Here is a 22,254-nt window from a genome sequence, read left to right on the forward strand (position 1 = left end):
AATGCTCCTGCACTATACAAAGCCAAGTGACTGAATAAAATTTAAAATATGTATCTTTAAGCATGTTTAGCTGAATAATGAAGCATTCGTATAAAAATGCCTGCTTTAAGACAGGTCCACCCAATTGCCATGAAAGCCCAGGGGCACATGTACGCCCAGAATAATTTCGGCTTGAGGCTGAACATTGAGTCCTTGCGCTTTCAGAATCACCACTTTGGAAGATTGTTTATGGATATGATGCACATAAGATAATAGATAGCCCTCACCTTCAGCCGCTTCAACTGATTCAGGAATAAACACCACTTCTCCCGTTACCCATTGCTCTCCAAAATCATAGCTGGTTTTTTCCAGAGTATGCATATCATGACAAAGCAAATGATTGGCTTGGGTCATGACCAATGGATCAAAACTGACACTATAAATATAACGCTGCTTTTCACCAGTATAGCGCTCATCGATTCTTGGAAACTCCTGCGCCCGTTCATCAATTACCTTACGATCTACCGTTTTGTGCTGCAGGTCAATCTGCCATCTTTCCAGTCGTGTATTTTGCTGTTCAAAGGGGCCCTGATAGGATTTTTTAAACATGCTTTGATGTACCATGACATCTAGCACAATCTGCTGTTGCCCATTTCGGTAAGCATTTGCGGCATGGAAAATAAAACAAGGTTGTATAGGAATCCACTGCACTTCATCAGCATGCCCATACTTAGGCAAAATACCAATTCGCGCCTTATGCTTTTCATTCCATTCATAAGGCAAAGGATTCCCCTTCATGTGTTGCTTGAAAGAGAACGTGACTGGTAAATCAAAAATTAAGACATCCTGTTTGGTAATGGCACAATCATGAATCATGGGACCATGCTGCACAGGAATTTTAGCCCAATGCACTAAATGCCCCTGCTCATCAATCACTTCATAATAGGCATGTTTCATATCCAGCGCATCATAGCAAACTGCATGCAAATGCCCGGTATGCTTGTCTTTATGTGGATGAGCAGTAAAAGGCAGGTCTGCATCGGTATTAAAAAGGCGGTGTTCTTTTGTGTTCAGCTCCAAATCTAGACGTGCCGGCAACGCACCTGCCTCAACACTCGCCCAGATTTGACTGGCATGATAAAAAGCGTTGGTATTGACCACATCCCCTGGACCTCGGCGAAAACCGGCTTTAACAGGCTGGTGCTTTTGCTTTTGAATGGAATCCGTTTCAATATACCGGCTCTTAAACCACACCGCTTGACCCTGTTCAATTTTTAAAGCATGCAGCATTCCGTCACCGCTAAACCAGTGATAGGCTGCTTGATGTTCAACATGAACCGGATTTGGCCCTATTCTTAACAATAGTCCAGTCAACTGCTGTGGAATTTTACCAATCACCTGAAGTTCATGCGTTTCGACCTCATCCACAGGACCAAATATTCCATGCAGATAAGGATTTTTCGCCTTGTTTTGAGCCGTCTTTTTCGATCTTCGTTGTAGCCAGCTAAGCCCCAACCCCATAGCTTTTTGACGATAACCATTAAATCTGGATTTTAGTTTGCTGAAACGCGGATAATCTACCGATGACGCAGCTTTACTGATATTTTCCACTTTTTTAATTCTCCTGAGCCTTTATCTTTTTAATTTTTCTTTATTTTAGGCACGGTTGATCTTGCGTATGTTTATACTCAACCCTGGTTACTGAATTGTTATCTTTAAGCATTATGGATTGTAATGTCTAGGGCCGGGTTTGAACATCATTTTGCATGGCCGTACTTTTTCAACCAAGCATCCCTGACTTTTGGCAGAACCTCCAATAAAAAAGCAGCCACGCAGGGCTGCTCTTAATTGATAAAACCTTAATTAAATATTATAAATCAATTTTTTATTGATCAATAATATCGGTACCTTTTGGTGGTGTAAAATTAAAAGTTGAAGAAGCAATCGATGGATTCACTTTCACATTATTGAAGCGCACATAGGTGGTTTGCCCCAATGAGTCCTGCAGAATCATCAAACTTGGTGCTTTATTTGCGCCAAAACTGATGGTCAGGCTTTGGAATGCACTGTCTTTCACTTTAGGGTACAAGGTGTAATAAGTCTTGCCTTTATCTGGTTGAGTCACCCGATAAGACTTCATAATCTGACTGGTATTGCCCGACAATAACAATGCCGGTGTATTCGCTACCTGTTCATCCAGACTTTGACGGACGGCTTGCTGTAAATCGGGATCATAAATCCATACGGTTTTACCGGAGGTTACAATGGTCTGTTTGGCTGGACTGGTGGTTTCCCAGAAGAACTTGCCAGGACGCGCCACTTTCATCACCCCTTTAAAGGTCTGGTTCATGTGTTGTCCGGTCAAGCCTTTTTTCTGCGGGGCTTTACCCGAAGTTGCTTTGGTGGTTTGTTCAAAATTAGCGGATAAGGTCCGGATATTGCTTAACTGTTTGACCAGATTGTTCGTTGCTTGCTGCTCCGATGCTGCTACAGGTGCAGCAAAAACAGTTGTACTCATTACCGGTGCAAGTGTTGCAGCACCCAAGGTCATCGCACACAGGGTTTTACGAAGCATTTTCATATCATCACCTTTTTTATTTGCGGTATCGCAATTTGTTCAATGCGTCCATCTTAAACCAATTTTTATTTCTAATAATTGAGAAAATAAGAATTTTTGTATTGTTATTAATAGCCAATGTAGCCATTTCTACATCATGATGGAGAACCGGGATTGTTTTTAATGGATTCACAACCATAAAAAAACCCACATTAAATGTGGGTTTTTCGTACCATTAAAACTTATGCAGTTTCAACAGATACGTAGCGACGGCCAAATTGACCTTTCACTTCGAATTTGATCACGCCGTCAGCGGTAGCAAATAAAGTATGGTCACGGCCCATACCTACGTTTGCACCAGCGTGGAATTCTGTACCACGTTGACGAACGATAATGTTACCCGCAGTCACAGCTTGACCACCGTACATTTTAACGCCTAGCATTTTAGGGTTTGAGTCACGACCGTTACGTGTCGATCCACCAGCCTTTTTAGTAGCCATGTTTCATAATCCTCGTAATTAGCCTGAAATAGCAGTAATTTTCAACTCGGTAAACCATTGACGGTGACCTTGTTGTTTACGGTAATGTTTACGACGACGCATTTTAACAATACGGATTTTGTCGTGACGACCGTGGCTAACTACTTCAGCAGTTACTGTCGCACCAGCAACAACTGGAGCACCAATTTGAATGCTTTCGCCGTTTACAAGCATTAATACGTCATCAAACGTAATCGTTGTACCAGTTTCAGCTTTCAATAATTCTACTTTAAGGGTTTCACCCTCAACCACACGGTGTTGTTTACCACCGCTTTGGATTACTGCGTACATAATGTACTCCAAATATGCCCGTGTCGTCGTGCCGATAAAGGAATATATCGATCTTAAAACGAACGCCACTGGGGGGATATATAAGGGCAAACATATTAAGTGATAATAAATCAAACAACAAGCCATTTCAGCGTTTTTTTGCACTTTGTCCGCGGTTTATTTTATAAACAATCAAGGCGCATTAAAAAAAATGCTCCCTAGCGATGTAGAGCTGACATTTTGTAAATGTAATAGATTTTTAAAATCAATTCGCTAATATAAAATACCCAACGCCAGTTCCATCACACATCTGGCTGGATAATAATAATTCGACTAAATTTAAAACCATTTGCCTAATCAGGATTTAAACAACTATATTAAGATCTTCGCTTTATCTGAGTTATAGTTGTTACACTATAATAAGCAATTCAATTTTTAGAGGTTTCTCTTCACATGGCCATCGACTTTAAGCAAGACATTCTCGCTCCTGTTGCTTCAGACTTTGCTGCGATGGACACATTTATCAATGAAGGGATTACTTCAAAAGTTGCCTTGGTCATGGCGGTCAGTAAACACGTGGTTGAAGCGGGCGGTAAACGCATGCGCCCGATTATGTGCCTATTGGCAGCAAAAGCCTGTGGCGCGACCGATATCGAACGTCAGCGTAAACTGGCAGCCATTATTGAAATGCTGCATACCGCAACCCTGGTGCATGATGATGTAGTGGATGAATCAGGCTTGCGCCGTGGTCGCCCTACAGCCAATGCCACATGGAATAACCAGACTGCGGTTTTGGTCGGCGATTTCCTGATTTCCCGTGCTTTCGATTTGCTGGTCGACCTGAACGATATGACCCTGCTGAAAGACTTTTCTACCGGTACCTGTGAAATTGCCGAAGGTGAAGTATTGCAACTGCAAGCCCAGCATCAGCCAGAAACCACTGAAAAGACTTATCTCGACATTATTCACGGTAAAACCTCGCGCCTGTTTGAGCTGGCCACTGAAGGCGCTGCCATTTTATCGGGCACACCCCAATACCGTGAACCCTTGCGCGTCTTTGCAGGTCACTTTGGCAATGCCTTCCAGATTATTGATGATATTTTAGACTATACTTCCGATGCGGAAACATTAGGTAAAAATATTGGTGATGATTTAATGGAAGGCAAACCGACTTTGCCCTTAATCTCTGCCTTGCAAAAAACCACCGATGAAGAACATGAAATTGTTCGTCGTAGTATTGCCACTGGCGGTCTTAACCAGCTGGAACGGGTGATCGAGATTGTACAAAGCTGTGGTGCGCTGGATTATTGCCGCCAACGTGCCACTGAAGAAACCCAGTTTGCACTCAAAGCATTAGATGCACTTCCGGAGAGTGAATATCGCCAGGCATTGATTAATTTGGCCCAGCTTGCCCTTAACCGGATTCAATAACGGGATTTGAAAAATATAGTTTTACCCCTCGCCTATGCATATAAATTTTAATGATCTATTTTTAAAAATGCAGGAGCAGCTTGAATCCAGTCAGGCTGTTCTTGATGACTCACTGCTGATCGAGCTGGTGAGCCGTATTCGACCAGATGATTCCAGCAATCTCGACGAAATCAACAGCAAATTTCACGCTTTCATACAAGCGCTGCTGCTTACGCCCCATGCAGTCGTTACATTTCAGAATTTTATCCTGAAACTCATTAACCAGTACAAGCAAACCAGTTTATATGCCGATACCGGCATTTTGTCTCTGGATGGTTTCTGGAATCAGCTCGCTCAGCGACTGGGTGCGCATTTTCTTCCCCTGATTAATGATCAAAGCCAGCTGCAAGATTTAGTACGGCGTGTTTTTTATCAGCGCAGTGACAAATACTGGCTGGATAGTATTGCCGATCAAGACTGGCAAAAACTCTTTTCCTTGATTAATCAGGGTCACAGCAATCAGCAAGACAAGCTTAAAATTAAAAGCGAGCTGATTAAGGCCATTACCGTTTTGTCTTACCGGATTAGTGGCATTGGGCTGTATCCGGAATTTATTAACGCCCATCCGGAACTCACCGAATATGAATCGCCTTTCCTGGTACAAAACCGGGAAATCAATGAATTTATCCAGCATTACAAGGCACTGCATCAAAACACCGACCCGATGGCCTTAATTGCTGCTCCCGACGCTTCTCAAGCTTTGGTGATGATTGAGCAATGTCGGGATGTGGTGTTAAAAATTCGTCGTGCCACCAAAAGAATTGGCGTAAGTTTAAGCCTGACCTATCTGCTGTCATTACTGGAACAATGTCTGGACCGTATTGAACTGTTGCTTAATCTGATTATGGATGAAGACCAGCTGCGCTATGAATCTTTAGGCTTATTGCTGGTCGATATCACCCATGCCATTTATAGCGAGCGCAGTGTGCGGTCACTTTTAGCCGCCAATAGCGAACTGATTGCGTTACAGGTCACCGAGAATGCCAGCAAAACCGGTGAACACTATGTCAGTACCGACAAGCAGGGTTTCTGGTCGATGTATAAATCGGCTGCGGGTGCCGGTGTCATTATTGCCACCATGGCTACCTTAAAAATATTGGCTGCGCGACTGGCTATGGCACCCATCATGCAGGCCCTGGTGTTTAGCATGAATTATTCGTTCGGTTTTATGCTGATTCATGTCTTGCATTTTACCGTTGCCACCAAACAGCCCGCCATGACTGCCGCGGCGCTTGCGGCAACGGTACAACAGACCAAAGGCTCTAAAACTGCACAGATTGCTGAACTTGCCGCACTGATCATTAATATTATCCGCACCCAGTTCATTGCCATTCTGGGCAATATTTCCATTGCCATTCCAACCGCAGCGTTAATTACGCTGCTCTGGCAGTACGGCATGGATGAGCCGCTTTTAACCCATGCCAAAGCCAGCAACACTTTACATTCCCTCAATCCATTTACCTCACTGGCCATTCCGCATGCAGCGATTGCCGGGGTGTGCCTATTCTTTTCCGGACTGATTGCCGGTTATTTTGACAACATGGCGGTGTACCGCAAGGTGGGTCCGCGTTTACAGGTCCATGCGAACTTAAAACGGTTATTGGGACAAGAACGGCTGAATAAATTTGCCGCCTATATAGAACGAAATTTAGGGGCTTTGGCCGGGAACTTCCTGTTCGGGATCATGCTCGGCAGTATGGGCACCATCGGTTTTATTTTAGGATTGCCTCTGGATATTCGCCACATTGCCTTTGCTTCAGCCAACTTTATTCAGGGTCTGATCTGTATTAATGGCAGTCCTGAAATTGGCCTGATTATTGTTTCATTTTTAGGGGTATTGTTAATTGGTTTGACCAACCTGTTTGTGAGTTTTAGCCTGACCATTATTGTGGCCCTGCGGGCCCGCCGGGTTCGCTTTGAACAATGGAAGCCGTTGGCCAAACTGGTACTCACCCACTTCCTGACCCGACCAAGCGACTTTTTCTGGCCACCCAAAACCCCATTAGAAGTAGATGAATTTTCAACACCGCAAAAATCGGCAATGAAGTAATTTACTGTTTTTGTTTTACTTCACGTTAAAAAATCGGTAAAAAGAAAAGCATAATTTACACATACTTGAAATAAAGTGTACTGATGAGTACACTTTAACCATTCATTAGTCACGCTTCAATCGGCTAAGATAACCAAGGTTCCATACATGCCTTATCTGTTGCTTGGTGTAGGATTTTTTTTATTTATTTTCAGCATATTAATGCTGGTTACACCATCCTTGCATCACTTTGACTGGGTGATGGTTGAATGGCTGAGCCAGCATCGTAGCGTGCCTCTAAATAGAATATTCATCATGCTTTCGACTATAGGCGGTATGCCATTTGTGTTATTTTTAACCACAATCTGGTGTTTACATCAGGCATGGTATAAAAAATTTACAAATGTTGTTTTCATTGGGATAGGACTATTCGGAAGTACTGCCACGGTTTGGCTGCTTAAATATGTAATTTCAAGACCTCGCCCACCTGAAATGTATCATCTGGTCGAAAGCTATGGTGCTGCATTTCCCAGTGCACATAGCATTTATGCCGCAACTTTGGGTTGTCTTGCAATTTATCTCAGTCAAAAACATCCACAGCACATACTGGTTTGCATCTGTGCTTTGATGTGGCTGTCTGTTATGGGAATTTCCAGAGTCTATCTGGGCGTGCATTTCCCCTCTGATGTCTTGGCGGGTTGGAGCGTAAGTTTTATTTGGATCACACTACTTTATCTGCTGTATGCCAAATTGAGTAGAGAGAAAATAAATTAGTTTTTAGAGAAGAATCTAATCGAGGTGGAATAATGATGTCTGCAAAGCTATGGGCACCCGCCCTTACCGCTTGCGCATTAGCAACAAGTATTGCACTTGTTGGTTGTAGCAAAGATCCTAAGGATGCGCAGCAAGCTGCAGCAGCCCAAAAAATGCCACCGGCTGAAGTCGGTGTCATTGTTGCTCAACCACAAAGCGTTGAGCAATCGGTAGAACTTTCTGGCCGCATGACGGCATTTGAAATTTCTGAAGTCCGTCCACAAACCAGTGGCGTCATTCTTAAACGTCTGTTTACTGAAGGCAGTTATGTGCGTCAAGGACAAGCGCTGTATGAAATTGACTCGCGAACCAACCGTGAAACTGTTGCCAGTGCACGTGCTGCGCTCAACCGTCAGCAGGCCAACTTAAGCCTATTACGCGTGAAAGAAGGACGTTACCGTCAACTTGTCGGCACCAATGCCATTTCAAAACAAGAATATGATGATATTGCTGCACAAGTAAAACTGGCTGAAGCGGATGTCGCGGCAACCCAGGCTGAACTTAAAAATGCAGAAATCAACCTCGGTTACTCTACTGTTCGTTCACCTATTTCAGGCCAGACCAACCGTTCAAGCGTCACTGTAGGTGCCCTGGTTACAGCAAGCCAGGCAGAACCTTTGGTGACGGTACAACGACTGGATCCAATCTATGTGGACATTAACCAGTCGAGTGCCGAGCTGCTGCGTTTACGCCAACAGTTGAGTCAAGGCGATTTGGGCAGCAGCAACAATACGAAAGTGAAGCTTAAGCTTGAAGATGGTAGCTATTACCCGGTTGAAGGTCGTCTTGCATTCTCCGATGCCAGCGTAAATCCGGAAACCGGTACCGTGACTTTGCGTGCCGTGTTCCAGAACCCGAACCATTTATTGCTTCCTGGCATGTATGCAACTGCCCAAATCGTGCAAGGTGTGATTCCGAATGCCATGCTGATTCCTCAGGCAGCGATTACCCGTACCCCAACAGGTCAGGCGATTGCCATGATCGTGAATGCCAAAGGTGTGGTTGAAACACGTCCGGTAGAAACGGCTGGCGTGCAAGGCAAAGACTGGATTGTGACCAAAGGTTTGCAAACGGGTGAAAAAGTGATTGTGGATGGTATTGCCAAGGTGAAAGAAGGTGCAACCGTAGTTGCCAAACCTTACCAGCCTCAAGCTGCTATGCCTCAGGGTGCAGGTCAACCTGCAGCAGATGCAAATAAAGCAGGCCAACCTGCCGCTCAAGCACAACCTAAAACTGAACAAAAATCTACTTCAAATGTATAAGGGGTAGACTGAATGGCTCACTTTTTTATTCATCGCCCGATTTTTGCCTGGGTGATTGCATTGGTGATTATGCTGGCGGGTATTTTGACCCTCAGCAAAATGCCGATTGCACAATATCCGACCATTGCACCGCCAACGGTAACCATTGCTGCAACCTATCCGGGTGCATCTGCAGAAACTGTAGAAAATACAGTGACACAGATTATTGAACAGCAAATGAATGGTTTGGACGGCTTACGCTATATTTCATCAAATAGTGCCGGTAACGGTCAGGCTTCCATCGCCTTGAACTTTGAACAAGGGGTCGATCCCGATATCGCTCAGGTTCAGGTGCAAAACAAATTACAGTCCGCAACAGCTCTTTTGCCTGAAGATGTACAGCGTCAGGGTCTCAAGGTGACCAAATCGGGTGCCAGCTTCCTGCAAGTTTTGGCATTCTATTCACCGAATGGTTCAATGACTGACGCCGACATTAAGGACTACGTCAACTCCAATATTTCTGAACCGCTGAGCCGTGTGGCTGGTGTGGGTGAAGTACAGGTGTTTGGTGGATCTTATGCCATGCGTATCTGGCTGGACCCTGCGAAACTCAGCAGTTATCAGCTGACCCCAAGTGATGTGGTGGCTGCCCTGCGTACTCAAAATGCTCAGGTTGCCGTAGGTCAATTGGGTGGCGCGCCTGCTGTTCAAGGCCAGGTCCTGAATGCCACTGTAAATGCGCAAAGCCTGTTACAGACACCTGAACAGTTCCGTGCCATTTTCCTGAAAAATGCCGGTTCGGGTGCAAAAGTCACCATTGGCGACGTGGCCAAAGTTGAATTGGGTTCTGACAACTATCAGTTCACCTCTAAATTCAATGGCAAACCTGCTGGCGGTGTCGCAATTAAACTGGCGACCGGTGCAAACGCGCTCGACACGGCAACAGCTGTTGAAGAACGCCTGCAACAACTGCGCAAAAACTATCCAGCTGATCTGAAAGACCAGTTGGCGTTTGATACGACACCATTCATCAAACTCTCAATTGAAAGTGTGGTTCACACCTTGATTGAAGCGGTCGTGCTGGTATTCCTGGTGATGTTCCTGTTCTTGCAGAACTGGCGTGCCACCCTGATTCCAACCATGGCTGTGCCTGTGGTGGTGTTGGGTACTTTTGCCATCATCAACCTGTTTGGCTTCTCGATTAACACGCTCACCATGTTTGCCATGGTACTGGCCATTGGTCTGCTGGTGGATGATGCGATTGTCGTGGTCGAGAACGTGGAACGTGTCATGCAGGAAGAACACCTCGATCCGGTTAGCGCAACTGAAAAGTCGATGCAACAGATTTCGGGTGCCCTGGTCGGTATTACCACCGTATTGACTGCAGTATTCGTACCCATGGCATTCTTTAGCGGGACGACCGGGGTCATTTATCGCCAGTTCTCGATCACGCTTGTCACCGCGATGATTTTATCCCTGGCGATTGCCCTGACCTTTACCCCTGCCCTTTGTGCAACCTTGCTCAAACAGCATGATAAAGACAAACCGGAAAGCAATGGTGTGTTCGCGCGCTTCTTCCGCTGGTTTAACCATAGCTTTGACCGCATGTCAGGCGGTTACCAGAAATGGGTTGGCAAACTGCTGATTCATAAAGTGATTGCCGGCGTTATTTATGCTGTGGTGATTGCGGGTCTATTGTTCATGTTCAAGAACCTGCCTAGCTCATTCCTGCCGAATGAAGACCAGGGTGTGGTGATGACACTGGTTCAATTGCCACCGAACGCCACACTGGACCGTACCGAGAAAGTTATTGATCAAATGACTGGCTTCTTTATGGAAGGTGAAAAAGCCAATGTCGATTCTGTATTCAGCGTTGCGGGCTTCTCTTTCACAGGTGTCGGTCAGAATGCCGGTCTAGCCTTCATTAAGTTAAAAGACTGGAGCGAACGGACCTCCCCTGAATCTCAAATCGGCGCCATCATCCAGCGTGGTATGGCCCTGAACGTGATTGCCAAAGATGCATCTTACGTGATGCCGTTGCAGCTTCCTGCAATGCCGGAACTGGGTGTTTCTGCGGGCTTTAACTTGCAGTTGAAAGATGCTGCCGGTAATGGTCACGAAAAACTGATTACTGCCCGTAACATGATTCTGGGTATGGCGGCGCAAGACAAGCGTCTGGCCGGTGTACGTCCAAATGGCCAGGAAGATACGCCGCAATACAAGGTTTATGTCGATAACGAAAAAGCCAGCGCCATGGGCGTCAGCATTTCTGAAATCAACAGCACCATGAGTATTGCCTGGGGCGGTTCATACATTAATGACTTTATTGACCGCGGTCGCGTGAAAAAAGTCTATGTTCAGGCCGTACCTGATGCGCGTATGATGCCGGAAGACTTGAACAAATGGTATGTACGTAACAATCTGGGACAAATGGTGCCGTTCTCTGCCTTTGCCACAGGTGAATGGACCTATGGTTCGCCACGTCTTGAACGTTATAACGGTATTTCATCGGTCAACATTCAGGGTACCCCTGCACCGGGCGTCAGCTCTGGTGATGCAATGCTCGCCATGGAAGAAATCATTGCCAAACTGCCACAAATGGGCATGAGCGGTTTTGACTATGAATGGACAGGTTTATCTTTAGAAGAACGTGAAGCAGGTTCGCAAACTGCGGGTCTATACGGACTTTCGATGTTAATCGTGTTCCTGTGTCTGGCTGCCTTGTATGAAAGCTGGTCTATTCCATTCTCGGTACTGCTGGTGATTCCTTTAGGTATTGTGGGTGCAATTGGCTTAACGTTCCTCGGCATGATCGTACTGAAAGATCCAAACTTGTCGAATAACATTTACTTCCAGGTTGCAATTATTGCGGTCATTGGTTTGGCCGCGAAGAATGCGATCCTGATTGTCGAATTCGCCAAGGAGCTGCAGGAAGATAAAGGCGAACCTTTACTTGAAGCCACACTTCACGCAGCGAAAATGCGTTTACGTCCAATCATTATGACCACCCTTGCCTTCGGTTTTGGTGTACTTCCGCTTGCCATTGCTTCAGGCGCAGGCGCAGGTAGCCAACACTCGGTCGGTTATGGTGTACTGGGTGGTGTAATCAGTTCAACCTTACTGGGTATCTTCTTTATTCCTGTGTTCTATGTCTGGATTCGAAGTATCTTTAAATACAAACCTAAAAACCGAAATAATCAGGAGCAAGCATCGTGATGCAAAAGGTATGGTCTATTACAGGTCGTAGCATTGCGGTATCTGCACTTGCGCTTGCTTTGACTGCATGTCAAAGTATGCGTGGCCCAGAGCCCGTAGCTCAAGCAAATATTCCAGAACAGGGTTATTTAACCGCAAGTTCCGGACCTTCAATTGCTGAACAAGGTTATAAAGACTTTTTTGCCGATCCACGCTTGCTTCAAGTGCTGGATCTGGCATTGGCCAATAACCGTGATTTGCGTACTTCAACCTTGAACATTCAGCGTGCGCAGCAACAGTACCAGATTACCCAGAACAACCAGCTTCCAACCATTGGTGCCAGCGGCAGTGTACTTCGTCAAGACACGCTCAACAGCAATGCCATGACCAGCTACAATGTCGGTCTGGGTGTGACGGCCTATGAGCTGGACTTTTGGGGCCGTGTACGCAGCCTAAAAGATAATGCTCTGGATACGTATTTAGCGACTGCAAGTGCGCGTGATGCGACTCAAATTGCATTAATTGGCCAGGTTGCTCAAGCCTGGTTGAATTATTCGTTTGCCAATGCAAATTTAAAACTTGCCGAGCAAACGCTGAAAGCCCAGCTTGAGTCTTATAACCTCAACAAGAAACGTTTCGATGTCGGTATCGACAGTGAAGTTCCTGTTCGTCAGGCACAGATTTCTGTCGAAACGGCCCGTAACGATGTTGCCAATTACAAGACCCAGATTGCCCAGGCTCAGAACCTGCTGAACCTGCTTGTCGGTCAACCGGTTCCTGTGAATCTGCTGCCTGCGCAACGTATCACACGTATTACCAGCAGCAGTGCTTTAACTGCGGGCTTACCAAGTGACCTGTTAAATAACCGTCCCGACATTCGTGCTGCGGAATATAAACTGTCTGCGGCGGGTGCCAATATTGGGGCAGCTAAAGCACGCCTGTTCCCGACCATCAGTTTGACCGGCAACGCAGGCTATGCATCGACCAGCTTGAGCGACCTATTTAAATCGGGTGGATTTGTCTGGTCGATTGGTCCGAGTATCGACCTGCCAATCTTCGATTGGGGTACACGTAAAGCCAACATCAAGATTTCAGAAACAGACCAGCAAATTGCCTTGTCTGATTATGAAAAATCCATTCAGTCCGCTTTCCGCGAAGTGAATGATGCCCTAGCCGTACGTCAAAATATTGGTGACCGTCTGGCAGCACAGCGCCGTCTGGTGGATGCAACCAATACCACTTACCGACTGTCGAATGCCCGCTTCCGTGCCGGTATTGACAGTTACCTGACGGTACTGGATGCACAACGTGCCTCATATGCAGCCGAACAGGGTTTATTGTTGCTTGAACAGGCCAACATGAACAATCAGGTTGAACTGTATAAAACCCTCGGTGGTGGCCTGAAAGCCAATACTGGTGATGCGGTTCAACAGGCACCTTCTAGTGCTGAACGCAAAGCGGCAAACAGCGCTCAATAAATCTGGATTCATAAAAAAGCCTGCGCCATGCAGGCTTTTTATTGCTTTTTTAAACATGATTTCCTATCTTCAATAAATCCTATTTCATTCGAATATCAAAACATGCTGCTGAGTAATTTAGAAACTGTTCCGGGTCATACCATTAGCCGACAAATTGATGTGGTCTATGGCAGCACTGTGCGCAGTAAACATGTGGGTCGTGACCTGCTTGCAGGCTTAAAAAACATTGTCGGTGGTGAACTGACCGCTTATACCGAGCTGCTGGAAGAGTCGCGTCAGGAAGCCATGAACCGCATGATTGAGAAAGCAAAAGCTATGGGTGCCAATGCCGTGGTTGGCATCCGTTTTTCAACCTCGAATATTGCCCAAGGTGCATCTGAGCTATTTGTATATGGCACCGCAGTTGTGGTGGAGCCAAACCTTCCCAAACTTCCCGACCCATTTCAGGCGCAGGTTTAAGCGATGGATGGCTTGATTCTCCAGATCGTTGTTTTTGCCATTTTATTTGCAATAGGTTTTGGTTTCGGCAGATACAATGAACGCAAGCACCTGGATTCACTGGCGGAAAATGAACAGCGCCTGGCTTATATCACCCTGGATAATAGCCGCTTTAAAACGTCTTCCCAGCCAGGACAAATGATCAGTAGCAATGTGGTCATCTCGCATGATTACTTTAAATATGTCATTGCCAATATCCAGAACTTTTTGGGTGGCCGCTTAACCAGTTATGAAAGCATAGTTGAACGTGCCCGCCGTGAAGCGATTGTCCGCTTAAAGCTGGAAGCGGAAAAAATGGGCGCAACCCGGATTATGGGCTTACGTCTCAGTACTACAGAGCTGGGCATGCAAGGCGGGATGGTAGAAGTGTTTGCATATGGGACTGCAGTTCAGGGTTAAGTAAATTAAATAAGGTTTGAATTTCCTTAAATCCCCTTTTTGCAAAGGGGGACTTTAAAGCTTCCTTTAAAAAGGAGGGAGCTTTAATTATTTCACTTTAGCCTTACGGATCATTTTATACAGCGTGCTTGGCGATAAGCGCGACATCCAGACACCCAGTTTTTCTTTGGTTCCCCCGACCACAATGTATTCTTCACCGTTCAGCAGCGCACTCACCACTGTTTTGGCAAACACTTCTGGCTCTAAACCATTTTCAATCGCTTCATCCTGATGTCCTTGCGGTTTACCGGCACCATCTAAGGCATTGAAAGACACGTTGGTTTTGACAAAGCCCGGGAAAATCACCGAAACATCAACCCCGTCCTGTGCCACTTCGGCCCGCAAACTGTTGGCCCACATATGAATGGCCGCTTTTGCTGCTGAATATGAAGCACGGTACTGAGTGCCCAGCAAGCCTGCCACGCTGGAAACAAAGGCAATACGACCGGACTTTTGTTTTAGAAATGTCGGCAAAACCGTTTTGGTCAGAAACACCTGCGAGAAATAATCCACTTCCATAATGGCACGTTCGGTTTGCATGGTGGTGTCGGCAATTAAGGCACGCTGGCTTAAACCGGCATTGTTGATTAGCCAGTCAATCCGCCCTTTCTGGTTTAGCACCTGTTCATAGGCATGGCGAACCTGATTTTCATTGCTAATATCGGCACTGACACAAATATGCCGGTCAGGATTGGTCAAGCTTAAACGGACTTTTTCCAGTTCATCTACACGGCGTGCGGTCAGTACCACCTGCGCCCCCTGTAAAGCACACTCTTGAGCAAGTGCCTTGCCTAAACCTGAAGATGCACCGGTAATCCATACCACTTTATTGCTTAAACTGCCCTGCTGCGCCATGTTGTCGTTCCTGTTTTGAATTAGGTTTCAGAATGGTTTGATCTGTCATTTTTAGGCTCCTGGTTCAAAAACATCAGAAAATGATCAAGGTAACGATGCGTCTCTTGTGCATCGTAATAAGCACCCAGTTTTTCCAGACGTTTATAGCCCATTTGCGTGGTCAAACTAATTACACCGTTTAAGGTTTTATCAACCACCAAATTGAATTTCAACATTTTTTTAGGTTCACGTACCAAATAGGTCACACCTTGATCGACCATTTCGGTAAATGCTTTCAAGGCAGGCGAAACATATTGGCTATTGCCACTCTTGACCTGTTCCACACAACCTAACAGTTCCACCACCAGCACATGGTCAACCCGATAGGAAATATAGTGCTGATCATTTTTTTCATGTGCCATTTCAATCAAATAATTGACCATTGGAATGAGGCGGTCATTGCCAAAAAATGACACGGACCATGGCATATACTTACGTACCGTATCTAAAATCTGCTGCACCACCTTGTCTGACTCCCTGTCACCCGAGGTAGATAAACGCGAAATTTCACCAAAAACCTGATCAACAATTTCACAGGAAATATCTGCCAGCACTTCACCCAGCGGTTTCGCCAGGCTTTCGGTTTTACCTTCATTCAGCTGCTGGTGAATCTGGCGGAATCTGTGGTGAGTGTCTGCTTTTAATTTTAAAGAAATCAAGTAACTCATAATCATTATCTCCTTTTAGAATTGTTCTGCGATCATCTGCGCTGTTTTTATCATACTCTCATCATAGAACCGAATTGTGTATGTGCCAAATGCTTATTTTTTGCATTTTCTTTAGCTGCCTCATCTGTGTTTTTTTTTGCTACAATAGATGCAATTTTTTATTCACTTTTGATCTGTTCGAACTATGACTGATTCAGCGCAAAATATTGCTACAACCTACGATCCGACCGAGATCGAGAAAAAATGGTACCAAACGTGGGAAGAGCGTGGTTACTTTAAGCCGTCTGAAAAAGGCGAGTCTTTCTGTATCATGATTCCGCCGCCAAACGTCACTGGTAGCTTGCACATGGGTCATGGTTTTAACAATGCCATCATGGATGCCTTGACGCGTTACAACCGTATGTCTGGCAAAAATACGCTTTGGCAACCGGGTACGGACCACGCCGGTATTGCAACGCAAATGGTGGTAGAGCGTCAGCTGGGTGCAGAAGGTATTAGCCGTCATGACCTGGGTCGTGAAAAGTTCATCGAAAAAGTCTGGGAATGGAAAGAACAGTCTGGCGGTAACATTACCCGTCAAATCCGTCGTTTGGGTTCTTCTGTAGACTGGTCACGTGAACGCTTCACCATGGATGAAGGTCTATCTAACGCAGTAAAAGAAGTGTTCGTGAAACTGCATGAAGAAGGCCTCATCTACCGTGGCAAACGCCTGGTGAACTGGGACCCTAAACTGCAAACTGCCCTTTCTGACCTGGAAGTTGAGTCTGATAAAGAAGAACAAGGTTCACTCTGGCATTTCAAATATTTCTTTGAAGATAAATCACTTCGCACGCACGATGGTAAAGATTACATCGTGGTTGCAACGACTCGTCCTGAAACATTGCTCGGTGATACAGCAGTTGCCGTTGCGCTGGATGATGAACGCTACGCAGATTTAGTCGGTAAGAACATCATCCTGCCAATTACAGGTCGTGCGGTTCCTATCGTTAAAGATGAATACGTTGATAAAGAATTCGGTACAGGCTGTGTAAAAATTACCCCTGCACACGACTTCAATGACTATGAAGTAGGTAAACGCTGTGAACTTCCAATCATCAACATCTTCAACAAAAATGCTGAAGTGTTGGCTGAGTTTGAATACATCGCAAAAGCCGGCGAGCAAATTTCTAAAACCATTCCTGCCCCTGCAGACTATATTGGTTTAGAGCGTTTTGAAGCACGTAAAAAGTTAGTAGCTCAAGCGGAAGCTGAAGGTTGGTTAGACCAAATTCAACCATATACCTTGAAACCACCTCGTGGTGACCGTTCAGGTGTAATCGTTGAGCCATTATTGACTGACCAATGGTATGTGAAGATTGCACCACTTGCTGGGCCTGCCATTGAAGCGGTTCAAGACGGTCGTATTAAGTTTGTACCTGAGCAGTACAGCAACATGTACATGGCGTGGATGAACAACATTCAAGACTGGTGTATCTCTCGTCAATTGTGGTGGGGTCACCGTATCCCTGCTTGGTACGATGCTGAAGGCAATGTTTTCGTTGGTCGCGACGAAGCGGAAGTTCGTGCGAAAAACAACATTCCTGCCGATGTTCAGTTAAGCCAAGACGAAGACGTATTAGATACATGGTTCTCTTCAGGTCTTTGGACATTCTCAACCTTAGGTTGGACAGGTGATGAAGCGAAAGATAAAGAAAACTATTTCTTAAATACCTTCCACCCGACTGATGTATTGGTGACTGGCTTTGACATCATCTTCTTCTGGGTTGCACGTATGATTATGCTTACGATGCACTTCATGAAAAATGAAGATGGCACACCACAAGTACCGTTTAAAACTGTGTATGTACATGGTTTGGTACGTGATGGCGAAGGTCAGAAGATGTCTAAATCTAAAGGTAACGTGCTTGACCCATTAGATTTGATTGACGGTGTGGATCTGGAAACCCTGGTACAAAAACGTACAACAGGTTTGATGAACCCGAAACAGGCAGCGAAGATTGAAAAATCTACCCGTAAGGAATTCCCTGAAGGCATTCAGTCTTACGGTACAGACGCTGTTCGCTTCACCTTCTGTGCGCTTGCCAACACCGGTCGTGACATTAAGTTCGACATGAAACGTGTAGAAGGTTACCGTAACTTTGCCAACAAAATCTGGAACGCAACCCGTTTCGTGATGATGAACTGCGAAGAGCAAGTGATTGGTCAGGAAGTTCGTCAAGACCTTTGGGAATTGCCTGAACAATGGATCGTGAGCCGTCTACAAAAAGCGGAACAAGCGGTGCAAACAGCATTCGCGACTTACCGTTTAGACTTGGCTGCACAAGCGATTTACGAGTTCATTTGGAATGAATACTGTGACTGGTATGTAGAGCTGACTAAGCCTGTTCTGAATGATGAAAACGTATCGGTTGAGCGTAAAGCAGAAGTGCGTCGTGTTCTTCTTGCGGTAATGGAAGCATCTTTACGTTTAGCGCATCCGTTAATGCCATATTTGACAGAAGAAATCTGGCAAACGCTTGCGCCCAAGTTAAACATTTCGGGCGAAACAATTATGTTGGCTCAGTACCCTGTTGCTGACCAAGCGCTTATCAATGAACAGGCTGAAGCGGATATGCAATGGCTGCAAGGTTTGATTGGTGCAGTACGTAACATTCGTGGTGAGATGGGCTTAGGTAATGCACGTTTGTTACCTGTTCTTCTGCAAAATACCACTGATGCTGAAAAAGCGCAGATTGCTCGTATTGAACCATTGTTTAAAGCATTGGCAAAAGTTGAAAGCATTACCTTCTTGGCTGATGGCGAACAACCACCATTGTCTTCTTCATCTGTAGTCGGTCACGTGTCTGTATTCGTTCCAATGAAGGGCCTCATTGACCCTAAAGCGGAATTAGGTCGTCTACAAAAAGACTTAGACAAGGTTCAAAAGCAACATGACCAAATTGCAACTAAACTTGCAAATGAAGGTTTTGTGGCGAAAGCACCTGCTGCGGTAGTTGAAGGCGAGAAAGTTAAACTTGCTGAATTTGCTGACCAGTTAGCGAAGATTAAAGCGAATATGGAGCAAATTGCGGCGCTTTAATTACATAAAACATCTAGTCTATGGACTATAACGTCATTTCAGTTTAGATTGACGTTATAGTCTTCTTACATATAAAGGTTATATGGAAACTTTAGTTGTAAAAAACTTCTTAGTTATTAAAGAAGCATTTTTAGATATTAAAAAAATTAATGTTATTATCGGTTCACAAGGAACTGGTAAGAGTGTACTTGCAAAAACAGTGTATTTTTTTAAAAGTTGTGAGTCATCACTGAGAAAAAATATTTCAAAAATTGAAACTTTTGAGCAATTTAGTGAATCTTTTATAGAGCGTTTTACTTCTCTTTTTCCTAGTTATGCATGGGAACATCAAGATTTCTCTATTACCTATCACAGTGATAATTTATTGATAAGAATAAGTAATGATGCAGGGAAATTACTCGTAAGCTTTGACCCTAAAATCGTTACCGCATATAAAAAATGCTTAGATAAAATGAGTATTTTATTAGAAGAAATGGATGAAAATAAGTCTTCTAAAGAAATGAAATATTCATTACCTGTTGAATTCTTATATAAAGAACAGATACGTAATTGGTTAAAAAATTCAGACCTAAAAATTTTCATTGAAGATGCAAATTTTATTCCTGCATCTAGATCTTTCTTTTCCCAATTTCAAGAAAACTTATTTACTATCTTAAGTAGTAGAAATAATTTAGACCCTTTATTAGTTGATTTCGGAAGATTATATGAAGTTTATCTTTCATTCTTCCTAAGAAATAAAAATGATCTTGCAGAGATCTTACCTACTCAATTTATTAAAGATATTTTAGGTGGTGAAATCTCAAAAATAGATGATAAAATTTTTTTAGTTAACAATAATAGTAAAACAGAAGTTATTCATACTTCTTCAGGGCAACAAGAAGCTCTACCGATGTTAATAACTCTTGCTGTACTTTCCTACATCCAAGATGAAAGCTATATTTTTATAGAAGAGCCAGAGGCACATCTTTTTCCTATTTCACAAGCAAAAATTATTAAACTTTTAACAAATATGTATAATAATAGTTTCAACTTCTTTATTACTACCCATAGTCCATACATTTTAAGTGAGCTTAATAACTACTTATATGCAAAAGACTTAATGAAGAGAGGATTACTTTCTCAAGAAGAATACGATCATATTCTTCCTTCTACGTCAGCAATTGATATAAATGATATATGTGCTTATAAAATAGAGGATGGTTTTTTATATTCAATAATCAATGAAGAATATTCAATGATCGATTCAGAGGAATTAGATAAAGCATCTAGCCATGCTTCTAATATTTATAATCAATTATTAGAATTTGAGCCTCAAGATTAATTTTATGACTAATTACGAATCTTGCTCATGTAAAAAGATTTTTTCTCAAAAAGAAAATAAATCTTCATTTCGCTTACATAATAGTAACTACTATATTTGTGAAGTTAAAATTGATGGCGGTTTGATCAATGTAGGCAATAAATGTGATTGGCTTTATAAAGTTTATGAAAACGATTGTAAAAGTCGGTTAAATAACCCTATGGTGAATTGTCCTACAAATATCACTTGTACAAATCAACAGCTTATACTCAAAGAAACTATTTTTATTGAATTAAAGGGGGAAGACTTAGAAAAAGCTGTTTTACAAATAGAAGCTACTCATGATTATCTTAAGAACAATCATCCTGACTACTTATGTAAGACAAAAAAAGCTTATGCTGTCACAACTCGTTGTCCTAGCAAATCCTCTGAACTTGATATTATAAAACGAAAGCTTAAAAAAAGTTCTGGGATAACTCTTGATAGATTAAAACCTAATTCAGATATCCATCTTTAAGAGTACATTTACCTCTTCTATTATTAGAAGAGGTAAATCATAAAACTTGATGCTCCAACAACATCTCCAACCCACTCTCTTTCCTCATAAAACCAAGTCGTTGCTTTTCTGCTTTAAGCTGTTGCTTCACCGCCGACATATCTGCATCAATCTGCTTATACAACTGCTCAATATTCAGTTGCCCTTTCGACTTTTGCACCGCAATTTTGGCTTTACTCGACCAAACAAGTGAGTCGATCAACTCCTGAATCTGCTTTTGCAAAGCTTGGCTTTGTGCTTCTAAGGCCTGTTGGTAAAACTTTACTTGTTCTGTGCTTAAACCTTTATTTGAACCAGTTTTACTTTGCTCTACGTCTAGCTGTAGTTTGAGCAAAAAGAATAAATCCTCCTGTTCATAGGCTTTATTGACGCGTTGCAGCAGTTCAGTCTTTTCCGCTTTTTTGGATTCATCAGGCTCACGGTCAGGGTGAATAATGGATGCAATTTTCAAATATACGGTTTTGAGTGATTGATTCACTAACTTTTCAGCTTGTGCTTGTTTGTCTTGCTGACGTTTTAACTTTGCTTGCTCACGTGCTTGTTGGTATTGATCGCTGTTCCAATCTTCAAAAGCATCATCGGCTTCAATCGTTTCAGCTTCATTCAAACTGTCTTTGGCTTTCTTTTTCGATTTTTTCTGAGCGTGCTCGATGACCTGCTCATAATAAGCATGCATCTTTTCCACTTCATCAAGCTGCTTTTGACTGAGCAAATGTGAGCCTTGCAGTAAACGTGCTAAGTTCTGAATTTTATCTTCGACTACCGTGCGATCCGATTTACTTAAACTATAAAAACTTAGGCCATTCCATAAGGTCTGCATCTGCTCATACAGCGTACTGTATAAATCTCGATATGCAGGCATGAGCGCCTTTTGACTATACGCACGAATGTCATCTTTGGCATGTTGCCATGCAAGCAATAACTGTTTCTGCTGTTCAATCTCATCAATTAAACGATTCAGCTTCTGATGCTGTGGTGAGACTTCAAGTACCGTTTGTGGCGTGGTTTTCAGCGCAAAAGACATAGGGAAGATAGAAGAAAAAGAAAAATTATACCTGATTTATGTGAATGTATTTTTTGGCTCATTTCGGTAAAACTGAAACATAGCAAAATACTCAGCAAGTAAGCCTTAGCATTACATAGCTTCAGATCAGGTAATTTTTTGAATTAACTAAGTCACTAAAATAATTGCAGTTCTTTACCGAAATATAAAGATACCTCCTGCTCTACTCGTGCATAGTATAAAAGAA

Annotated in this window: 18 protein-coding genes; 11 read left to right on the forward strand and 7 right to left on the reverse strand. The window is 43.7% G+C overall.

The features are described from left to right. Positions 1-105 precede the first annotated feature (105 nt). From BLP85_RS08870 to rplU, 4 genes are all read right to left on the reverse strand, one after another. Positions 106-1,590, reverse strand: a complete 1,485-nt coding sequence (locus tag BLP85_RS08870; RefSeq protein WP_228143279.1) for a carotenoid oxygenase family protein — start codon at positions 1,588-1,590, stop codon at positions 106-108. Positions 1,591-1,864: 274 nt separating this feature from the next. Further along, complete coding sequence (gene lolA, locus BLP85_RS08875) at positions 1,865-2,560, reverse strand: outer membrane lipoprotein chaperone LolA (RefSeq protein ID WP_092819747.1); 696 nt, start codon at positions 2,558-2,560, stop codon at positions 1,865-1,867. A gap of 218 nt (positions 2,561-2,778) precedes the next feature. Beyond that, positions 2,779-3,036: a 50S ribosomal protein L27 gene (rpmA, locus tag BLP85_RS08880; protein ID WP_092819748.1), complete on the reverse strand. Its 258-nt coding sequence runs from the start codon at positions 3,034-3,036 to the stop codon at positions 2,779-2,781. Positions 3,037-3,054: 18 nt separating this feature from the next. Next, positions 3,055-3,366 carry a 50S ribosomal protein L21 gene (rplU, locus tag BLP85_RS08885; protein WP_086196864.1) on the reverse strand — a complete coding sequence of 104 codons (312 nt, stop codon included), beginning with the start codon at positions 3,364-3,366 and terminating at the stop codon, positions 3,055-3,057. 432 nt (positions 3,367-3,798) lie between these two features. On the opposite strand from rplU, the gene sdsA reads away from it, so the two are divergent. The 8 genes from sdsA (at position 3,799) to BLP85_RS08925 (ending at position 14,468) form a co-directional block, all read left to right on the forward strand. After that, a complete protein-coding gene (sdsA, locus tag BLP85_RS08890) occupies positions 3,799-4,776 on the forward strand; it encodes an All-trans-nonaprenyl-diphosphate synthase (protein ID WP_092819749.1) in 978 nt (325 codons plus the stop codon). 34 nt (positions 4,777-4,810) lie between these two features. Next, a complete protein-coding gene (locus BLP85_RS08895) occupies positions 4,811-6,865 on the forward strand; it encodes a site-specific recombinase (RefSeq protein ID WP_092819750.1) in 2,055 nt (684 codons plus the stop codon). A 147-nt stretch (positions 6,866-7,012) separates the two neighbouring features. Further along, a complete protein-coding gene (locus BLP85_RS08900) occupies positions 7,013-7,618 on the forward strand; it encodes a phosphatase PAP2 family protein (protein ID WP_092819751.1) in 606 nt (201 codons plus the stop codon). Between the two features lie 32 nt (positions 7,619-7,650). Next, on the forward strand, positions 7,651-8,919 hold the full coding sequence (locus tag BLP85_RS08905) for an efflux RND transporter periplasmic adaptor subunit (protein WP_092819752.1): 1,269 nt from the start codon (positions 7,651-7,653) through the stop codon (positions 8,917-8,919). A 12-nt stretch (positions 8,920-8,931) separates the two neighbouring features. Further along, entirely contained in the window at positions 8,932-12,114 is a 3,183-nt protein-coding gene (locus tag BLP85_RS08910; protein WP_092819753.1) for an efflux RND transporter permease subunit, read from the forward strand. Continuing rightward, positions 12,114-13,571, forward strand: a complete 1,458-nt coding sequence (adeK, locus tag BLP85_RS08915) for a multidrug efflux RND transporter AdeIJK outer membrane channel subunit AdeK (protein ID WP_092819754.1) — start codon at positions 12,114-12,116, stop codon at positions 13,569-13,571. The genes BLP85_RS08910 and adeK overlap by 1 nt, the downstream gene beginning before the upstream one ends. A 102-nt stretch (positions 13,572-13,673) precedes the next feature. Further along, entirely contained in the window at positions 13,674-14,030 is a 357-nt protein-coding gene (locus tag BLP85_RS08920; protein ID WP_092819859.1) for a YbjQ family protein, read from the forward strand. 3 nt (positions 14,031-14,033) lie between these two features. Beyond that, the gene (locus BLP85_RS08925; RefSeq protein ID WP_092819755.1) at positions 14,034-14,468 is read left to right on the forward strand and encodes a YbjQ family protein; all 435 of its coding nucleotides are present in this window, start codon (positions 14,034-14,036) and stop codon (positions 14,466-14,468) included. A gap of 87 nt (positions 14,469-14,555) precedes the next feature. Here BLP85_RS08925 and BLP85_RS08930 read toward each other — a convergent pair whose 3' ends face one another. After that, a complete protein-coding gene (locus BLP85_RS08930; RefSeq protein ID WP_092819756.1) occupies positions 14,556-15,362 on the reverse strand; it encodes an SDR family oxidoreductase in 807 nt (268 codons plus the stop codon). Positions 15,363-15,382: 20 nt separating this feature from the next. Then, on the reverse strand, positions 15,383-16,069 hold the full coding sequence (locus BLP85_RS08935; RefSeq protein WP_092819757.1) for a hypothetical protein: 687 nt from the start codon (positions 16,067-16,069) through the stop codon (positions 15,383-15,385). A 184-nt stretch (positions 16,070-16,253) separates the two neighbouring features. Between BLP85_RS08935 and BLP85_RS08940 the strand changes: the two genes are divergently transcribed. The 3 genes from BLP85_RS08940 (at position 16,254) to BLP85_RS08950 (ending at position 20,965) form a co-directional block, all read left to right on the forward strand. After that, positions 16,254-19,148, forward strand: a complete 2,895-nt coding sequence (locus BLP85_RS08940; protein ID WP_092819758.1) for a valine--tRNA ligase — start codon at positions 16,254-16,256, stop codon at positions 19,146-19,148. Between the two features lie 82 nt (positions 19,149-19,230). After that, positions 19,231-20,469 (forward strand): AAA family ATPase, encoded by a 1,239-nt coding sequence (locus tag BLP85_RS08945; protein ID WP_092819759.1) that lies wholly within the window; start codon positions 19,231-19,233, stop codon positions 20,467-20,469. A 4-nt stretch (positions 20,470-20,473) separates the two neighbouring features. After that, positions 20,474-20,965 (forward strand): hypothetical protein, encoded by a 492-nt coding sequence (locus tag BLP85_RS08950; protein ID WP_092819760.1) that lies wholly within the window; start codon positions 20,474-20,476, stop codon positions 20,963-20,965. 37 nt (positions 20,966-21,002) lie between these two features. Here BLP85_RS08950 and BLP85_RS08955 read toward each other — a convergent pair whose 3' ends face one another. Further along, entirely contained in the window at positions 21,003-22,028 is a 1,026-nt protein-coding gene (locus BLP85_RS08955; RefSeq protein ID WP_092819761.1) for a J domain-containing protein, read from the reverse strand. Between the last annotated feature and the right edge of the window lie 226 nt (positions 22,029-22,254).

This window comes from Acinetobacter kookii, from assembly GCF_900096895.1.
Taxonomy (GTDB): Bacteria; Pseudomonadota; Gammaproteobacteria; order Pseudomonadales; family Moraxellaceae; genus Acinetobacter; species Acinetobacter kookii.